Source organism: Nocardia sp. NPDC055053 (assembly GCF_053608285.1).
Genome location: NZ_JBSGVD010000021.1, coordinates 1 through 16212 on the forward strand (window position 1 = coordinate 1; position 16212 = coordinate 16212).

Annotated in this window: 16 protein-coding genes; 9 read left to right on the forward strand and 7 right to left on the reverse strand. The window is 68.2% G+C overall.

The genetic code is table 11. The features are described 5' to 3' along the window. Positions 1–37: 37 nt before the first annotated feature. Both ACWF82_RS21650 and ACWF82_RS21655 read right to left on the reverse strand, forming a co-directional pair. Positions 38–1843: an acetyl/propionyl/methylcrotonyl-CoA carboxylase subunit alpha gene (locus ACWF82_RS21650; protein WP_452503713.1), complete on the reverse strand. Its 1806-nt coding sequence runs from the start codon at positions 1841–1843 to the stop codon at positions 38–40. Positions 1844–2031: 188 nt separating this feature from the next. Next, positions 2032–2922, reverse strand: coding sequence for a sulfurtransferase (locus ACWF82_RS21655; protein ID WP_452503715.1), 891 nt, complete (start codon positions 2920–2922; stop codon positions 2032–2034). Positions 2923–3075: 153 nt separating this feature from the next. On the opposite strand from ACWF82_RS21655, the gene ACWF82_RS21660 reads away from it, so the two are divergent. Continuing rightward, on the forward strand, positions 3076–3849 hold the full coding sequence (locus ACWF82_RS21660) for a helix-turn-helix transcriptional regulator (protein ID WP_452503717.1): 774 nt from the start codon (positions 3076–3078) through the stop codon (positions 3847–3849). On the opposite strand, the gene ACWF82_RS21665 is transcribed toward ACWF82_RS21660, so the two are convergent. From ACWF82_RS21665 to ACWF82_RS21675, 3 genes are all read right to left on the reverse strand, one after another. Further along, positions 3775–4410, reverse strand: a complete 636-nt coding sequence (locus ACWF82_RS21665) for a Maf family protein (RefSeq protein ID WP_452503719.1) — start codon at positions 4408–4410, stop codon at positions 3775–3777. The genes ACWF82_RS21660 and ACWF82_RS21665 overlap by 75 nt on opposite strands. A 4-nt stretch (positions 4411–4414) precedes the next feature. Continuing rightward, entirely contained in the window at positions 4415–4744 is a 330-nt protein-coding gene (locus tag ACWF82_RS21670; RefSeq protein ID WP_452503721.1) for an acyl-CoA carboxylase epsilon subunit, read from the reverse strand. A gap of 165 nt (positions 4745–4909) precedes the next feature. Continuing rightward, positions 4910–6550: an acyl-CoA carboxylase subunit beta gene (locus tag ACWF82_RS21675; RefSeq protein WP_452503723.1), complete on the reverse strand. Its 1641-nt coding sequence runs from the start codon at positions 6548–6550 to the stop codon at positions 4910–4912. 124 nt (positions 6551–6674) lie between these two features. Between ACWF82_RS21675 and ACWF82_RS21680 the strand changes: the two genes are divergently transcribed. After that, positions 6675–7469 carry a biotin--[acetyl-CoA-carboxylase] ligase gene (locus tag ACWF82_RS21680; RefSeq protein ID WP_452503724.1) on the forward strand — a complete coding sequence of 265 codons (795 nt, stop codon included), beginning with the start codon at positions 6675–6677 and terminating at the stop codon, positions 7467–7469. A 129-nt stretch (positions 7470–7598) separates the two neighbouring features. Here ACWF82_RS21680 and ACWF82_RS21685 read toward each other — a convergent pair whose 3' ends face one another. After that, entirely contained in the window at positions 7599–8567 is a 969-nt protein-coding gene (locus tag ACWF82_RS21685) for an acyl-ACP desaturase (protein WP_452503726.1), read from the reverse strand. A gap of 128 nt (positions 8568–8695) precedes the next feature. Between ACWF82_RS21685 and ACWF82_RS21690 the strand changes: the two genes are divergently transcribed. The 3 genes from ACWF82_RS21690 to ACWF82_RS21700 are packed head-to-tail and all read left to right on the forward strand — an operon-like array spanning position 8696 to position 11278. Then, positions 8696–9226, forward strand: coding sequence for a PH domain-containing protein (locus tag ACWF82_RS21690; protein WP_452503728.1), 531 nt, complete (start codon positions 8696–8698; stop codon positions 9224–9226). Positions 9227–9266: 40 nt separating this feature from the next. Then, positions 9267–9962: a response regulator transcription factor gene (locus ACWF82_RS21695; RefSeq protein WP_452503729.1), complete on the forward strand. Its 696-nt coding sequence runs from the start codon at positions 9267–9269 to the stop codon at positions 9960–9962. An 8-nt stretch (positions 9963–9970) separates the two neighbouring features. Then, on the forward strand, positions 9971–11278 hold the full coding sequence (locus ACWF82_RS21700) for a sensor histidine kinase (protein ID WP_452503731.1): 1308 nt from the start codon (positions 9971–9973) through the stop codon (positions 11276–11278). A gap of 3 nt (positions 11279–11281) precedes the next feature. Here ACWF82_RS21700 and ACWF82_RS21705 read toward each other — a convergent pair whose 3' ends face one another. After that, a complete protein-coding gene (locus ACWF82_RS21705) occupies positions 11282–11830 on the reverse strand; it encodes a GtrA family protein (RefSeq protein ID WP_452503733.1) in 549 nt (182 codons plus the stop codon). A gap of 39 nt (positions 11831–11869) precedes the next feature. Here ACWF82_RS21705 and ACWF82_RS21710 point away from each other — a divergent pair, with 39 nt between their 5' ends. The 4 genes from ACWF82_RS21710 to ACWF82_RS21725 all read left to right on the forward strand — a co-directional run bounded on the left by ACWF82_RS21710 (position 11870) and on the right by ACWF82_RS21725 (position 15778). Further along, positions 11870–13093 carry a 5-(carboxyamino)imidazole ribonucleotide synthase gene (locus ACWF82_RS21710; RefSeq protein ID WP_452503735.1) on the forward strand — a complete coding sequence of 408 codons (1224 nt, stop codon included), beginning with the start codon at positions 11870–11872 and terminating at the stop codon, positions 13091–13093. Positions 13094–13245: 152 nt separating this feature from the next. Further along, positions 13246–13752, forward strand: coding sequence for a 5-(carboxyamino)imidazole ribonucleotide mutase (purE, locus tag ACWF82_RS21715; protein ID WP_452503737.1), 507 nt, complete (start codon positions 13246–13248; stop codon positions 13750–13752). Between the two features lie 43 nt (positions 13753–13795). Beyond that, a complete protein-coding gene (locus tag ACWF82_RS21720) occupies positions 13796–14455 on the forward strand; it encodes a TetR family transcriptional regulator (RefSeq protein ID WP_452503739.1) in 660 nt (219 codons plus the stop codon). 165 nt (positions 14456–14620) lie between these two features. Beyond that, the gene (locus ACWF82_RS21725) at positions 14621–15778 is read left to right on the forward strand and encodes an acyl-CoA dehydrogenase (protein WP_452503741.1); all 1158 of its coding nucleotides are present in this window, start codon (positions 14621–14623) and stop codon (positions 15776–15778) included. Positions 15779–16212: the final 434 nt, after the last annotated feature.

Genomic DNA, 16212 nt, shown 5'->3' on the forward strand with positions numbered 1-16212 from the left:
GGTCGAGATCGACCGGCGCCCGTCTACGTCGTACTTGCTACTTGATCTCCGCCAGGACGGTGCCCTGGGTGATCGCGGCGCCCGCCTCGACGGCCAGCCCGGTGACGACACCGGCCTTGTGCGCGTTGACCGGGTTCTCCATCTTCATGGCCTCGAGCACCACGATCAGGTCGCCCGCCTCGACGGTCTGGCCCTCTTCGACCGCGACCTTCACGACGGTGCCCTGCATGGGCGCGGTGACCGCGTCACCGGAGGCCGCACCGGCACCGGCGCCGCCACGCTTGCGCGCCTTCGGCTTCTTGCGGATGACGCCGGCGCCGTTACCGGCCGAACCGGCGGCACCGCCACCGAGGGTGAACTGACCGGGCAGCGACACCTCGACGCGACGGCCACCGACCTCGACGACGACCTTCTGCCGGGGCAGGTCCTCCTCGTCGTCCTCGGCGACGCCACCGGCCGTGTACGGCTCGACGGTGTTCTTCCACTCGGTTTCGATCCACTTGGTGTAGACGTCGAACTTCTCGCCGTCACCGATGAATGCCGGATCCTCGACGATCGCGCGGTGGAACGGGATGACCGTCGCCAGGCCCTCGACGTCGAACTCGGCCAGCGCGCGACGCGCACGCTGCAGCGCCTGGTCGCGGTTCTCGCCGGTGACGATCAGCTTGGCCAGCATCGAGTCGAACTGACCGCCGATGACGCTGCCCGCGACGACGCCGGAGTCGACGCGCACACCGGGGCCGGTGGGCTCGCGGTAGACGTTGACCGGGCCGGGCGCGGGCAGGAAGCCGCGACCGGCGTCCTCACCGTTGATCCGGAACTCGAAGGAGTGGCCACGCGGGGTGGGGTCTTCCTTGATCGAGAGCTCTTCGCCGTTGGCGATCGCGAACTGCTGACGCACCAGGTCGATGCCCGCGGTCTCCTCGGTGACCGGGTGCTCGACCTGCAGGCGGGTGTTCACCTCGAGGAACGACACGGTCTCGCCCTGCACCAGGTACTCCACGGTGCCCGCGCCGTAGTAGCCGGCCTCGCGGCAGATGCGCTTGGCGGAGTCGTGGATCTTGGCGCGGACCTCGTCGGACAGGAACGGCGCAGGCGCCTCCTCGACGAGCTTCTGGAAGCGACGCTGCAGCGAGCAGTCGCGGGTACCGGCGACGACGACGTTGCCGTGCTGGTCGGCGATGACCTGGGCCTCGACGTGGCGGGCCTTGTCCAGGTACTGCTCGACGAAGCACTCGCCGCGACCGAAGGCCGCGACGGCCTCACGGGTCGCCGACTCGAACAGCTCGGGGATCTCCTCGATGGTCTGGGCGACCTTCATGCCGCGGCCACCGCCACCGAAAGCGGCCTTGATGGCCACCGGGACGCCGTACTCCTTGGCGAACGCGACGACCTCGTCGGCGTTCTTGACCGGGTCCTTGGTGCCCGCGGCCATCGGCGCCTGCGCGCGCTCGGCGATGTGGCGCGCGGTGACCTTGTCGCCCAGGTCGCGGATGGACTGCGGCGAGGGGCCGATCCAGATGAGCCCGGCGTCGAGGACGGCCTGGGCGAAGTCGGCATTCTCGGAGAGGAAGCCGTAACCCGGGTGGATCGCGTCGGCGCCGGACTTGGCGGCGGCGTCGAGGATCTTGTCGAACACGAGGTACGACTCGGCCGAGGTCTGACCGCCGAGGGCGAACGCCTCGTCGGCGAGCTTCACGAAGGGAGCGTCGGCATCGGGCTCGGCGTACACCGCGACGCTGGTGATCCCCGCGTCCTTGGCAGCCCGGATCACGCGGACCGCGATCTCGCCGCGGTTAGCTACGAGTACCTTCGTGATCCGTGCGCTGGCATGGCTGGGCACTGAGCCTCCTGTGTGCAATCTTTGGTCGCTTCGGGGGACGGGTCGCCGTGTAGGCCCCGTGCCCGGTATCGACAACTTTCGTCTCGGGCGAGTGTAGGCAGTGTGCCAATTCGGCCCGAACTCGGCTAGCCCTACTGTCGAGTAGGTCGCAGGTCACACTACGCGGCGCCCTGTGATGTGAACATGTTTCAAATGATTCGGTTCGGAACACCCGGCTCGGCGCCCTGCGCGATCGGCAACCGCACCGAATTGCCCCATTCGATCCACGAGCCGTCGTAATTGCGCACCGACCTGCGGCCGAGCAGAAATGTCAGAACGAACCAGGTGTGGCTGGAGCGCTCGCCGACCCGGCTGTAGACGACCAGGTCCTCGGCGGGCAGCGCGCCGTAGACCTCGTCGAGTTCGGCCCTCGACCGGAAACGGCCGTCGCTGGTGCAGGCCTGCGTCCACGGAATGTTCACCGCGGTCGGCACGTGCCCGCCGCGCAGCGTGGCGTACTCCTGGTTCAGCGGCTTGTCCTCGAGCTCGCCCGAGTACTCCTGCTCCGAACGCACGTCGACCAGGGGGTCGCCGAGCCGGGCCGCCACCTCGTCGCGGAACGCGCGCGCCTCCGTGTCGTCGCGCTTGACGTCGGGATAGTCGCTGGGCGCCGGGTAGGGCAGGTCGAAGGTGGTGTCGCGTTCCTCGGAGATCCAGGCATCGCGGCCGCCGTCGAGCAGGCGCACGTCCTCGTGCCCGAACAGGGTGAAGATCCAGGCCGTATGCGCGGCCTGGGCGTTGCCGCGATCACCGTAGATCACCACGGTGTCCTCGCGCTGGATACCCTTGGCGCGCATCAGCTCGGTGAAGCGGCGGCCGTCGACATAGTCGCGGGTCACCGGGTCGCTCAGGTCGCCACGCCAATCGATTTTGACCGCACCCGGGACATGGCCGATGTCATAGAGCAGGATGTCATCGTTCGACTCGATGATCTTCACACCGGGCACTCCGATGTTTGCGGACAACCATTCTGTGGTTACCAATCGATGCGGGACTGCGTAGGAACCGAAGGCGGGGTGCGGATCCGGGGCGACGGTCACGGTGTGGTCCTTCACGCGAGAGTATGGGCGGGTGCGACAGTGTGCTGAGGTCGCAGCCGATGGTATGTCTGTGTCGGCACATCACGAATCGACACAATGGTCGAATAAAGCGCAGAGCTGTCCGATAAAGTCTCTGGAGAGGAGGGGTGAGCTATGTCCGATTCTTGGCCGCGACGGCGACTGCTCGCGATCCTACGTGGCGCCACCGAGCCCCTCGACGCCCAGGAACTGGCCAGAATCACCGGACAGCATGTCACCACCGTCCGCTTCCATCTCGATGTGCTCACCCGCGAATCGCTGGTCCGCCAGTTCCAGCAGCCGCCGCGCGGTCGTGGACGCCCGCGGATCGGCTACCGCGCCGTGCAGCGCTCGGTGGGATATCAGGAACTCGCCCAGGTCCTCGCCGACCATCTCGGACCCGACCCGATCACCCGTTCCGCCGCCGCCGTCGCCGCGGGCCGCGCCTGGGGGGCGCGCATGGACATCGGCACGCATCCGGTGGAGACGCTGGCCGATGCCAGGGACATCACCATGTCGCTGATGTCGGAGCTGGGGTTCGCGCCGGAGAAGGACCCGGTCGGGGAGACCTCCGAGCACGTGCAGATCAACCTCACCGCCTGCCCGCTGCGGGAACTGGCCCGCTCGCACTCCGAAGTGGTGTGCGGGGTGCACATGGGGCTCATGCGGGAAGTGCTGGAGCGCAACGGCGCCCGCGGCCGGGTCGACGTGCGCCTGCACCCGTTCGCCGAGCCGGAACTGTGCACGGCCAGGCTGGAACTGACGCTGGGCGCGGAGAACTCCGCGCAGGTGTCCGGATCGCCCGCTACCGCGGAACAGCCGGTGATCGCGCCGTCAGGCCCGCGAATCCCGCCACAGCTGCGTGACACCGACGCCGACGTCTTCGAGCAGCCTGCGCAACAGCGGTAGCCCGATCCCGATGACGCTGGACGGGTCGCCCTCGATCCGGTCCACGAACCAGCCGCCGAGCCCGTCCAACGTGAAAGCGCCCGCGACCTGCAGCGGTTCGCCGGAGGCGATGTAGGCGTCGAGCTCGTCCGGACCGGGTTTCGCGAAGTGCACCGTGGTGCTGCTGCACTCCTCGGACTCGGCGACGATCTCCCCGTCGCGCAGCCGCAGCACGCAATGTCCGGTGATCAGATCGGCGCTGCGGCCCGCCATCCCAGCCCAGCGGGCGCGGGCCACCTCGGGCGTGTGCGGTTTGCCTTGCAGCTGCCCGTCGACGAGCAGCATCGAATCGCAACCGACGACGACACAGTCGGCGGCGAATTCGGGAATCGACGCGGCGACGTCGACGGCCTTGGCGCGGGCCAGGGCGATGACGACGTCGTGCGAGGACGTATCAGGGGGCAGCGCGGCCGACACCGCGTCCTCGTCCACGCCCGAGACGCGCACGACGGGGTCGATACCCGCCGTGCGCAGGATCCCGAGACGGGCGGGGGACGCGGAGGCCAAGACCAGCCGGGTCACCCGATCAGCGCAGGTGCGACAGCAGTGGGTACGCGTACGGCGAGAACGGGGACGTACCCCGGTGCAGCAGCGTCGCTTTGCCCCAGTTGTCGGACGGACCACTCGCGCCGCCCGCGGGGGCGCTCGCGGCCGCCGCGCTCAGCACGGCGACCAGGGCCGCGATATCCGCATCGGTCGGCGAGCCCTTGATGATGCGGAACATCGGCTCACCGAGGCTCTCCGCGGGCTCGTCGGAAACCGCGCTCACAGACAGTTCGACCTCGTCGACGAGTGGTTCGACGGCGAGCTCCAGCTCGGCGGCGGTCAGCACGTCTTCTTCTGCCACAGTTGTCACAGTGCCAGATCCTTCCTGCCTCGTACGGGAGATCTCCCCGGTGCGAAGCTTGGGTACTTCGATGTCTTACAGCGCGGTTGACGCGATCATTCCCGGTAGGCACGCGACGATCAATAGTTGCGTCATAGCAACCAGTGTGCGCGGCCTACCGGGGTTATCGCTCGATCAGAGCGGAATGTTGCCGTGTTTCTTCGGCGGCAGGGTCACCATCTTGCGCTCGAGCAGCCGCAGGGCCGACACGATCTGACCGCGCGTGTGCGACGGCGGGATGACCGCGTCGACGTAGCCGCGCTCGGCCGCCACGTACGGGTTGACGAGGGTGTCCTCGTACTCGTTCTGCAGCTCGAGGCGCAGAGCGTCCACATCGGCGCCGTTCTTGGCGGCCTCCTGCAGCTGCTTGCGGTAGACGAATCCGACGGCGCCGGAAGCGCCCATGACCGCGATCTGGGCGGTCGGCCACGCCAGGTTCACATCGGCACCCATGTGCTTGGAACCCATGACGTCGTAGGCGCCGCCGTAGGCCTTGCGGGTGATGATCGTGATCTTGCCCACAGTGGCCTCACCGTAGGCGTAGAGCAGCTTCGCGCCGCGGCGGATGATGCCGTTGTACTCCTGGCCGGTGCCGGGCAGGAAGCCGGGCACGTCGACCAGGGTGATGATCGGGACGTTGAAGGCGTCGCAGGTGCGCACGAAGCGCGCGGCCTTCTCCGAGGCGTCGATGTCGAGGCAGCCGGCGAACTGGGTCGGCTGGTTGGCGACGATGCCGACGCTGCGGCCGTCGACACGACCGAAACCGCAGATGATGTTCATCGCGCGCTCGGCCTGCACCTCGAGGAACTCGTCGTCGTCGAGCAGACGACGGATGACCTCGTGCATGTCGTAGGGCTGGTTCGGCGAGTCCGGGATGATCGTGTCGAGCTCGATGTCCTCGTCGGTGAGCGAGTCCTCGATCGCGCCGTTGATCGGATCGGTCGGCGCGTGCCGCGGCGCCTCGGCGCGGTTGTTGCTCGGCAGGTAGCTCAGCAGGTCCTTGACGTAGTCGAGGGCGTCCTGCTCGCCGGAGGCCACGTAGTGGGCAACGCCGGACTTGGTCATGTGGGTGTGCGCGCCACCCAGGTCCTCCATGGTGACCTCTTCACCGGTGACGGTCTTGATCACGTCGGGGCCGGTGACGAACATCTGCGAGGTCTGATCGACCATCACCACGAAGTCGGTGAGCGCGGGGGAGTACACGTGGCCACCGGCGGCGGGGCCCATGATCAGCGAGATCTGCGGGATCACGCCGGAGGCCTGCACGTTGCGGTGGAAGATCTCGCCGTAGAGACCGAGGGAGACGACGCCCTCCTGGATGCGCGCGCCCGCGCCCTCGTTGATGCCGACCAGCGGACGGCCGGTCTTGAGCGCCAGGTCCATCACCTTGACGATCTTCTCGCCGTAGACCTCACCGAGCGAGCCGCCGAAGACGGTGACGTCCTGGGAGAAGATGCAGACGTCGCGGCCGTCGATGGTGCCGTAGCCGGTGACGACGCCGTCGCCGAGCGGGCGGTTGTGCTCCAGGCCGAAGTTCACGCTGCGATGCTTGGCGAGGGCGTCGAGCTCGACGAAGGAGCCTTCGTCGAGCAGGGCGAGGATGCGCTCGCGCGCGGTCATCTTGCCCTTGGCGTGCACCTTGTCGACCGCGGCCTCACCCATCGGGTGTTGCGCTTCTTCCAGCCGATTCCGCAGATCAGCCAGCTTCCCGGCGGTGGTGTGGATATCGGGGGAGCCCGCCGATTCCGATGCGGGCTGCTGCTGGACACTCGTCATGGGTTGCGAGTGTAACCAGTGACACCTCGTCGCACTACGGCAGTCTCGCCTACCGGCCAGTACAGAAACCCCAGCTAGGTGCGGCCCACCAGGGGATACGCCCTGGCCTAGTAGCGTGCCGGGAATGAACAGGGCACCCATCGATGCGCGGCGTCTCGACAGCTCCTCGGCCGACGGGCCGCTGTCGTTCTACGAGCGGATCGACGTCGTCGAGTCGACCGGATCGACCAATGCCGACCTCGTCGCCAGGGCCGCCGATTCGACCGCCGACCGGCAGGCGCTGCTCGCCGAGGAACAGGTCAGCGGTCGCGGCAGGCACGCCCGCACGTGGGTGAGCCCGCCGCGCGCGCAGATCTCGCTGTCGATCCTGGTGCGGCTGCCCGACATCGACCCGACCACGCTCGGCTGGCTGCCGCTGCTCACCGGCGTCGCGGTGGTCGACGCGCTGCGCCGCGCGACCGGCGCGGGCGCGGAACTGAAATGGCCCAACGACGTTCTGCTCGGCGGCCGCAAGCTCGCGGGCATCCTGGCCGAGGTCGCCGCGACCGGCGCCGCGCCCGCCGTGGTGGTCGGCATCGGCCTCAATGTCGATCTCGACGAGTCCGAACTGCCTGTCCCGCACGCGACTTCGCTGACGCTGGCCGGTATCGACACCGACCGCACCGGGCTGGTCGCCGCGATCCTGACCGAGTTCGCCGCCCGGTTCAGCGCCTGGCAGCGGGCGGGCTGGGCGACGAGCGAGCTCGCCGCCGCCTACCGCGAGCGCTGCGCGACGATCGGCGTCGACGTGCGGGCCGAACTGCCCGGCGGCCAGGTGCTCACCGGTGTCGCGACCGGCATCGACGACACCGGCAGGCTGCTCATCGGCGACCGGGCCGTCTCGGCGGGCGACGTCTCCCACCTGCGCGGACAGTATTGACGGCGGCTGGCGCCGCGGGTTCGCGGCCCCCTTGTGGCCCATCGGTCAGGCACCGCGGCTTGCTCCTTCGTCGCCTACGCCGCGGCACCTGACCGACGGGCCGGGCCGCGAACGGCCCTTCCGGACTTCTCAGCGGGCGGCGACCCCGACGCCGTTGCGCTCGGCGACCTCGCGTTCGCGCGCCAGCAGCCGATCGCGCTGCTCCTCGAACTTGATGACGTCCTTCTCCAGCTTGTCCAGGAACTGCGCGAGCGCGTCGCGTGCTACTTCGCCCGCGGGCCCGAAGTCGTTGCGGCCGAAGACGTCCCACTGCTTGAGCACCGGCAATACCACCTCGTCGAGATGCTGGCGCAGGTCGTAGATGCCGTGCTTGGCCATCAGTACGCCGTTGCGCCGCCAGTTCGGCATGCCGGCGCCGGGCATCTGGAAGTTGGTGAGCACCTTGGTGATCGCGGGCATCGCCTGATCGGGGACCAGATCGAGCGCCGCCGCGCACAGGTTGCGGTAGAAGATCATGTGCAGGTTCTCGTCGGTGGCGACGCGGGCCAGCATGCGGTCGGCGACCGGGTCGTCGCAGACGCGACCGGTATTGCGGTGGCTGACCCGGGTGGCCAGCTCCTGGAACGTCACATACGCGACATTGACCAGGAATCCGCCCCAGTTCGCCGGCGCGTGCGCGCCCTGGGTCATGTGGATCATCCTGGCCTCTTCCAGGGCGACCGGGTCGACGCCACGGGTGACCACCAGGTAGTCACGGATCACGATGCCGTGGCGGTTCTCCTCGGCGGTCCAGCGACCGACCCAGGTGCCCCAGGCGCCGTCCTGGGAGAAGTTCTCGGCGATCTCACGGTGGTAGGACGGCAGATTGTCCTCGGTGAGCAGATTGGTGATCATCGCGGCCTTGGCGACATCGGTGAGCTTGGATTGTCCTGGCTCCCAATCGATGCCGCCCATCGCGGCGAAATTGCGGCCCTCGTCCCACGGGACGTAATCGTGCGGATTCCAGTCCTTGGCGATGGAAAGGTGCCGGTTGAGATTCTGTTCGGCCACCGGCTCCAGGGCGGTGAGGATCTCGAGCTGAGTCAGAGCTTTGGTCACGCGTGCCTCCACTGTCGGGTGTCGAGCAAGCAGAATTGGGCAAAACCTGGCATCTAGCGTGGAATCCACAGTATCGCCTCGGCCGTGGCATCGGGAAATGCGGCCTCACAACGGGGTATCGTTCGGCCATGGGGTACCCGGAGGACGTTCTCGCGCCCGACGAACAATTGATCCTGCATCGTCACCCGCACTGGAAGATGCTGGTGTGGCCGGTCGTCACACTGATCGGCGGCACCGCGATCGCCGGTTTCCTCGGCGGGCTCGCCTGGCGCAACACCGAGGGTTCGGTGCGCACGGTGCTGCTGCTGCTCATCGGGCTGATCTGGTTCGGACTGATCCTGTGGCGCTGTGTCGGCAAGGTGATCAGCTGGAAGTCCACGCATTTCATCATCACCGACCGGCGCGTGCTGGTGCGCCAGGGCGTGATCACCCACACCGGCATCGACATCCCGCTCAGCCGCATCTCCAGCGTGCAGTTCGAACACGGTGTGTTCGACCGGGTGCTCGGTACCGGCACGCTGATCATCGGCTCGTCGTCGGAGGAACCGCTCGAATACGACGACATCCCGCAGGTGCAGCAGGTGCACGCGCTGCTCTACCACGAGGTGTTCGAGGCGGGCAGCGCTCGCCGTGACCAGTCGTGGGGCGGTTATCGGTGAGCTGTCGGCCCACCGCGACCGAGATCCGTAATCTGAGCACATGACCGCCGTACTGCTCGCCGAAGACGATGAGGCGATCGCCGCGCCGCTCTCGCGCGCCCTGGGCCGCGAGGGTTACACCGTCACCGTCGAGCGGTTCGGCCCCGCGGTGCTGCGCCGCGCCCTCGAGGGCAATCACGACCTGCTGATCCTCGATCTCGGCCTGCCCGGCATGGACGGGCTCGAGGTGTGCAGGCAGGTCAGGGCCAGTGGCGCCGATCTGGCGGTGCTGATGCTCACCGCGCGCACGGACGAGGTGGACTTCGTGGTCGGTCTCGACGCGGGCGCCGACGATTACGTCGGCAAGCCGTTCCGGCTGGCCGAGCTGCTGGCCCGGGTGCGAGCCCTGCTGCGGCGCAGCGGAATCGGTGACGACGCGGTGGAGGTCGGTGGGATCCGGCTCGAGCCGGCGGCGCGGCGTGTGCTGGTCAACGGGGCCGAGGTGAACCTGGCCAACAAGGAGTACGAGCTGCTCAAGGTGCTCATCGACCGGGCCGGACAGGTGGTGCCGCGCGAGACCATCCTGCGTGAGGTGTGGGGCGACGCGGATCTGCGCGGCTCGAAGACTCTCGACATGCACATGTCCTGGTTGCGCCGCAAGATCGGCGACGAGGGGCCGATGGCGGAGCGGCGCATCGTCACGGTGCGCGGTGTCGGGTTCCGGCTCAATACCGACGGCCCGTCGGTCAGAGGCTGACCGGGGCAGTGCGCCGCCGCATCCTGCGCTCGATCCTGACCGTGCTGACCATCACCACGGTGGTGCTCGGCGTTCCGCTGATCTATACGGCGTGGCTGTGGGTCGAGGACATCACCCGCAACGATCTGCAGAGCCGCCTGGAACGGGTCGCCGCCGAGGTGATCGCCCAGGAGCGTGTCGACGGGACCGTGCACGACGGCCTCGACGTGCGCGCCATGCGGGCCCTGGTGCCCGAGGGCGGCAAGCTGACGATCGTCTACCCGGCGCCGCACGACAATGCCGCCCGCACCGATATCGGCGTCGAGTACGTCGAGGATCCGCTGGTCGAATCGCTGTCGATGGGCACATCGGGTTCGCTGCGGCTCGAGGTGCCCGCCGGGCCGATGCACTCCCGGCAGGAGCAGGCCGTTGCCGCGGTCGCGCTGGCCGTGCTCGCCTCGCTCGGCGCCGCGTTCTCGGTCGCGGTGGTGACCGCGCGCCGGGTCGCCGACCCGCTGCGTGACGTGGCCGCCCGCGCCGCCCGGCTGGCGATGGGCGACTTCCGGCCCGACCCGCGCAGGCACGGCATCGCCGAACTCGACCGCGTCTCCGATGTGCTCGACTCGGCGACGGTCGAGATCGCGGGCCGCTTGCAACGCGAACACGCGCTGGTCGCCGACGTCTCACATCAGCTGCGCAGTCGCCTGACCGCGGTGCGCCTGCGCCTGGACGAGCTGTCCACGCACGCCGATCCCGAGGTCGTGCACGAGGCCGAGGAGGCCATGGCCCAGGTCGACCGGCTCACCGAGGCCATCGACGACCTGGTCCGCGCCTCCCGCGACGAGGACGCCGCCGACCGCGATCCCGTCCCGGTGATGGCCGAACTGCGCGGCGTCATGGCCGAGTGGGCCCACCCCTTCACCGAGGAGGGCCGCGAACTGCGCCTGATCGGCGACGAGTCCCTGCGCGCCCCCATCACCGGGTCGCGGCTGCGCGAGGCCGTGACGGTGCTGGTCGACAATGCCCTGATGCACGGCGGCGGCACCTGCACGGTGTCGGTGCGCACGGTGCCGACGATGAGCTCACGCGATCCGCTGATCTGCGTGGAGGTGGCCGACGAGGGGGAGGGCATCCGCGACGAGCTGGCGCCGCACATCTTCGACCGTGGGTTCTCGGCGGGCGGGTCGACCGGTGTCGGTCTGGCCCTGGCACGTGCGCTGGTGGAAGCCGACGGTGGTCGTCTCGAGCTCCAGCGTCGCAGGCCCGCGCTGTTCGCGGTGTTCCTCGGCTCGAAGGTCAACCGGCCGCCGAACGCGACGCTGACCGAGCCGCGCTGACACTCAGCTTTGGCCGAGGGGTTCCTGTTCCTCTTCGATCAGATCCTCGAGCTCGGCGACGATCTCGTTCATCTCGTCGGGGAACACCCAGCGGCGCATCGCCCAGAACCGGAACGCCATCTGCAGCAGGTTGCCGATGATGAACGCGCTGACGAAGTCGGCGACGTTCTCGGCCAGGAAGCTCACGTTCGGCTGCCGCAGATCGAACACGTAGCTCGAGATCCACAGCGGGATATTGCTCAGGATCACGCCGATGCCGCTGACACCGAAGAACAGCAACGCCTCGTGATGTTTCTCTCGCCCGCCGCGATTCTTGAACGACCATTCGCGGTTGAGAATGTAGGAGGCGATCACCGCGACCACGCCGGAAATGATCTTGGCGGTGACCGGTTTCTCGGCCAGCACCGTCCATTTCAGGAGGTAGAACAGGCCGCTGTCGATCACGAACGTCGTTGCGCCGACGATGGCGAACTTGATCAGCTCTTTATGCCGGAACGCTAGCTCGCGCAGGCGCGAGGGAAGGACGCTGACCACGTCGTCGACGATTGACACGAGTTCCGAGTGTACCGGTCGCAAAGATTCGTATTCGACATGACAACATTGCACGACGTGAGTGCACGTTCGTTCGATCCGTCTGCCATGCCCACCGTCACGATGGTCGGTGGTGGCCAGCTCGCGCGTATGACACACCAGGCCGCGGTCGCCCTCGGCCAGCGTCTGCGGGTGCTGGCCGAGCGTCCCGACGATCCCGCCGCGCAGGTCACCCCTGACGTGGTGCTGGGCAGCCACGACGACCTGTCCGCGCTGCGTCGCGCGGCGAACGGGTCGCACGCGCTGACCTTCGACCACGAGCACGTGCCGACGGCACACCTCGAGGTCCTGGTCGCCGAGGGTGTGAACGTGGCGCCGCCGCCGCAGGCTCTGATCTTCGCCCAGGACAAGCTGGCCATGCGCACCAAGCTGTCCGCGCTCGGTCTGCCGGTGCCCGCGTTCGTCGAGGTCACCGCGCCCGCCGACGCGATCGCCTTCGGTGACGAGCACGGCTGGCCGTTCGTCCTCAAGGCGGTCCGCGGCGGCTACGACGGCCGCGGCGTGTGGATGCCCGCCGACGCGGCCGAGGCCGAGCGGCTCGTCACCGACCAGCTCGCGCACGGTGTGCAGCTGCTCGCCGAGGCGAAGGTCGACCTCAAGCGCGAGCTGTCGGCGATGGTGGCGCGCTCGCCGTTCGGGCAGGCCGCGACCTGGCCGGTGGTGGAGACCGTGCAGCGCAACGGTCAGTGCGCGGTCGTCATCGCACCCGCGCCAGACCTGCCCGAGGAGCTGGGCGCGCGCGCCGAGACGATGGCGCTGGAACTGGCCGCCGGGCTGGGTGTCGTCGGCGTGATGGCGGTCGAGCTGTTCGAGACCCACGGCGGCGATGTACTCGTCAACGAGCTCGCGATGCGCCCGCACAACTCCGGTCACTGGGGCATGGACGGCGCCCGCACGGGCCAGTTCGAGCAGCACCTGCGTGCCGTCCTGGACTACCCGCTCGGCGATACCAGCCCGCTGGCTCCGGTGACGGTGATGGCCAACATCCTCGGCGCGGCCGAGGCGCCCGAGATGTCGATGGACGAGCGGCTGCACCACCTGTTCGCCCGCCTGCCACAGGCGAAGGTCCACCTCTACGGCAAGGGCGAGCGGCCCGACCGCAAGATCGGCCACATCAACATCCTCGGCGACGACGTCACCGAGGTGCGGGAGCAGGCCGAACGCGCCGCGCACTGGATGTCGCACGCCGTCTGGACCGACGGCTGGGATCCACACGGGGCCTGAGCCCCCCCACCCCTCCTCATGACCCCCACGTTTTCGGCCGCCTCGCATCCGAGGGGCGAGACGGAACGCCGAAGGCGCAGTATCGCCCCTCGGATGCGAGGTCACGAGGCCGAAAACCCGCGGCGCCAGCCGCCGACAACACAGGAGCGCATGTGACCACCACCGGACCCCAGGTCGGCCTGATCATGGGCAGCGATTCCGACTGGCCGACGATGGAGGCCGCCGCCGAGGCACTGGCCGAGTTCGGCATCCGCTTCGAGGTCGGCGTGGTTTCCGCGCATCGCACCCCGCAGCGCATGCTCGACTACGCCAAGGACGCCGCGGGCCGCGGCCTGCGGGTCATCATCGCCGGCGCGGGCGGCGCAGCCCACCTGCCAGGCATGGTCGCCTCGGCCACCCCCCTCCCGGTCATCGGCGTCCCCGTCCCCCTCAAGTACCTCGACGGCATGGACTCCCTGCTCTCGATCGTCCAGATGCCCGCGGGCGTCCCGGTAGCCACCGTCTCCATCGGCGGCGCCCGCAACGCGGGCCTGCTGGCCGTCCGCATCCTCGCCGCCAACGACCCGTCCCTGCGCACCCGCATGGAACAGTTCCAGGCCGGCCTCGAGCAGATGGTCCTCGACAAGGACGCCGCCCTGCGCACCAAGCTGCTGGGCTAGAACCCGGTCGGGACCTGTCGTGGCCGGTGACTACGGTGGTCGGGTGGCACACGACGACGCGGCGCAGTTCCGGCTCACGGTGGTGGATCAGGCGTTGCGGTTGTTCGCCGAGCGGGGGTACGAGGCGACGACGGTGGACGAGATCGCGGTGGCGGCGGGGATTTCCCGGCGGACCTTCTTCCGGCAGTTCCGGTCCAAGGAGGACGTGATCTTCGCCGATCACGAATTCCAGCTCGCGCTGGCCGAGGATTCGCTGGCGCGGGCCGAGGGCGATCCGTGGGATGCGGTGTGCGAGGCCGTGATCGGGGTGTTCGAGCGGTTCACGCAGTGGCGTGACATCGCCGCGCGCCGGTATCAGGTGGTGCGGCGGGTGCCCGCGTTGCGGGAGCGCGAGATCGTGACGGTGTTCCGGTACGAGCGCCTGTTCACCGATTTCCTGCGCGAGCAGCTGCCCGACGTGCCGGACCTGGCGCGCGTGCAGTTCACCGCGGCGGTCACCGCGACGCACAACTATCTGCTGCGCCGGATGGTGCGCGGCGAGCCGGCGGCCGCCGTCGCCGATCTGCGCACCGAACTGGCCATGATCTCGCGCGGCAGACAGGAGCCGGCGCCCCGCGAGGAGCTGGTTGTCGCGGTCTTCCCGCGAGACATGCCGCCGCGCAAGGTGGCCGACCTGATCACCGCCCAGCTCGGTAACCTGTGAGCGCCGCTTCGGCGGCTCGAGCATGGTGTGACACTGAGTGCCACGGGTATATCCCCATGTAGCGCTAGAGTGCCGGGCGTATAATCAAGTCGGATTGGCACTCGGTGCCGATGCGAGACGCGCTGTTGACCGCAGCGATCACCACCACGACCAGGAGTGTGCCCGATGGCGGGAAACCCGGATTTCAACCTGTTCCAGCTCGAGGACTTCCACGATGAGCTCCGTGCGGCCATCCGCGGCCTCGCCGAGAAGGAGATCGCTCCCTACGCCAAGGACGTCGACGGCAACGCCCGCTTCCCCGAGGAGGCGCTGACCGCCCTCAACGCCGCGGGCTTCAATGCCGTGCACGTGCCCGAGGCCTACGGCGGCCAGGGCGCCGACTCGGTCGCCACCTGCATCGTGATCGAGGAAGTCGCGCGCGTCTGTGGTTCCTCCTCGCTGATCCCCGCCGTCAACAAGCTCGGCACCATGGGCCTGATCCTCAACGGCTCCGAAGAGCTGAAGCACAAGGTCCTCGGCGACCTGGTGAACGGCAAGATGGCCTCCTACGCGCTGTCCGAGCGTGAGGCCGGTTCCGACGCCGCCTCCATGCGCACCCGCGCCAAGGCTGACGGCGACGACTGGATCCTCAACGGCTCCAAGTGCTGGATCACCAACGGCGGCAAGTCCGAGTGGTACACCGTGATGGCCGTGACCGATGCCGACAAGGGCGCCAACGGCATCTCCTCGTTCATGGTCAACAAGGACGACGAGGGCTTCGTCGTCGGCCCGCTCGAGCACAAGCTTGGCATCAAGGGTTCGCCCACCGCCGAGCTGTACTTCGAGAACTGCCGCATCCCCGGCGACCGCATCGTCGGCGAGCCCGGCACCGGCTTCAAGACCGCGCTGCAGACCCTCGACCACACCCGCCCGACCATCGGCGCGCAGGCCGTCGGCCTGGCCCAGGGTGCCCTCGACGCCGCGATCGCCTACACCAAGGACCGCAAGCAGTTCGGCAAGGCCATCGCCGACTTCCAGAACACCCAGTTCATGCTCGCCGACATGGCGATGAAGGTCGAGGCCGCCCGCCTCATGGTCTACACCTCCGCGGCCCGCGCCGAGCGCGGCGAGAAGAACCTCGGCTTCATCTCCGCCGCCGCCAAGTGCTTCGCCTCCGACGTCGCCATGGAAGTCACCACCAACGCCGTCCAGCTCTTCGGTGGCGCAGGCTACACCACCGACTTCCCGGTCGAGCGCATGATGCGCGACGCCAAGATCACCCAGATCTACGAGGGCACCAACCAGATCCAGCGCCTGGTCATGTCCCGCCAGATCCTGCGCTGATCTCCTCGATCTCAGTGCCTTCACGGCCCCTCGATGGACTCATCGAGGGGCCGTTCCTGTGCTGGAGCATCGCCGCGGTGCCGGGTCGGCACCGCTCTTCGCCGGATAGCCGGTTTCGGGCCGATTCCGTGGCGTTACCTCGATTGTGCCCGCTTACCGGGGGAATGACGATCGAAATGTGTCCAAGAATTGGATGGACATCCTGTCGATAAATTCAACCGATATCGGAGGGTTACTTATTCGTAGCTCTGCGGCGATTCGTTTCATCCCTTCAATGCAATATACCAAGACAGGTGGGATCAAACTGAGCCGTCGGGGTGAAGGTATGTGGCCGATGTCGATCCTCCTGACTAGATAAGGGCTGTGACCAGGCCCTTTAGGCGTCTATAGCAGGAGTCGACGACATGTTTCATAGTGCTGAAGCCTGGTGTGTG

Bases quoted from the DNA above. Each gene is read 5' to 3' on its own strand.
- ACWF82_RS21660 (WP_452503717.1), top strand. From the start codon at position 3,076: ATGTCCGATTCTTGGCCGCGACGGCGACTGCTCGCGATCCTACGTGGC.
- ACWF82_RS21675 (WP_452503723.1), bottom strand. From the start codon at position 6,550: ATGACGAGTGTCCAGCAGCAGCCCGCATCGGAATCGGCGGGCTCCCCC.
- ACWF82_RS21680 (WP_452503724.1), top strand. From the start codon at position 6,675: ATGAACAGGGCACCCATCGATGCGCGGCGTCTCGACAGCTCCTCGGCC.
- ACWF82_RS21690 (WP_452503728.1), top strand. From the start codon at position 8,696: ATGGGGTACCCGGAGGACGTTCTCGCGCCCGACGAACAATTGATCCTG.
- ACWF82_RS21695 (WP_452503729.1), top strand. From the start codon at position 9,267: ATGACCGCCGTACTGCTCGCCGAAGACGATGAGGCGATCGCCGCGCCG.
- ACWF82_RS21710 (WP_452503735.1), top strand. From the start codon at position 11,870: ATGACAACATTGCACGACGTGAGTGCACGTTCGTTCGATCCGTCTGCC.
- ACWF82_RS21725 (WP_452503741.1), top strand. From the start codon at position 14,621: ATGGCGGGAAACCCGGATTTCAACCTGTTCCAGCTCGAGGACTTCCAC.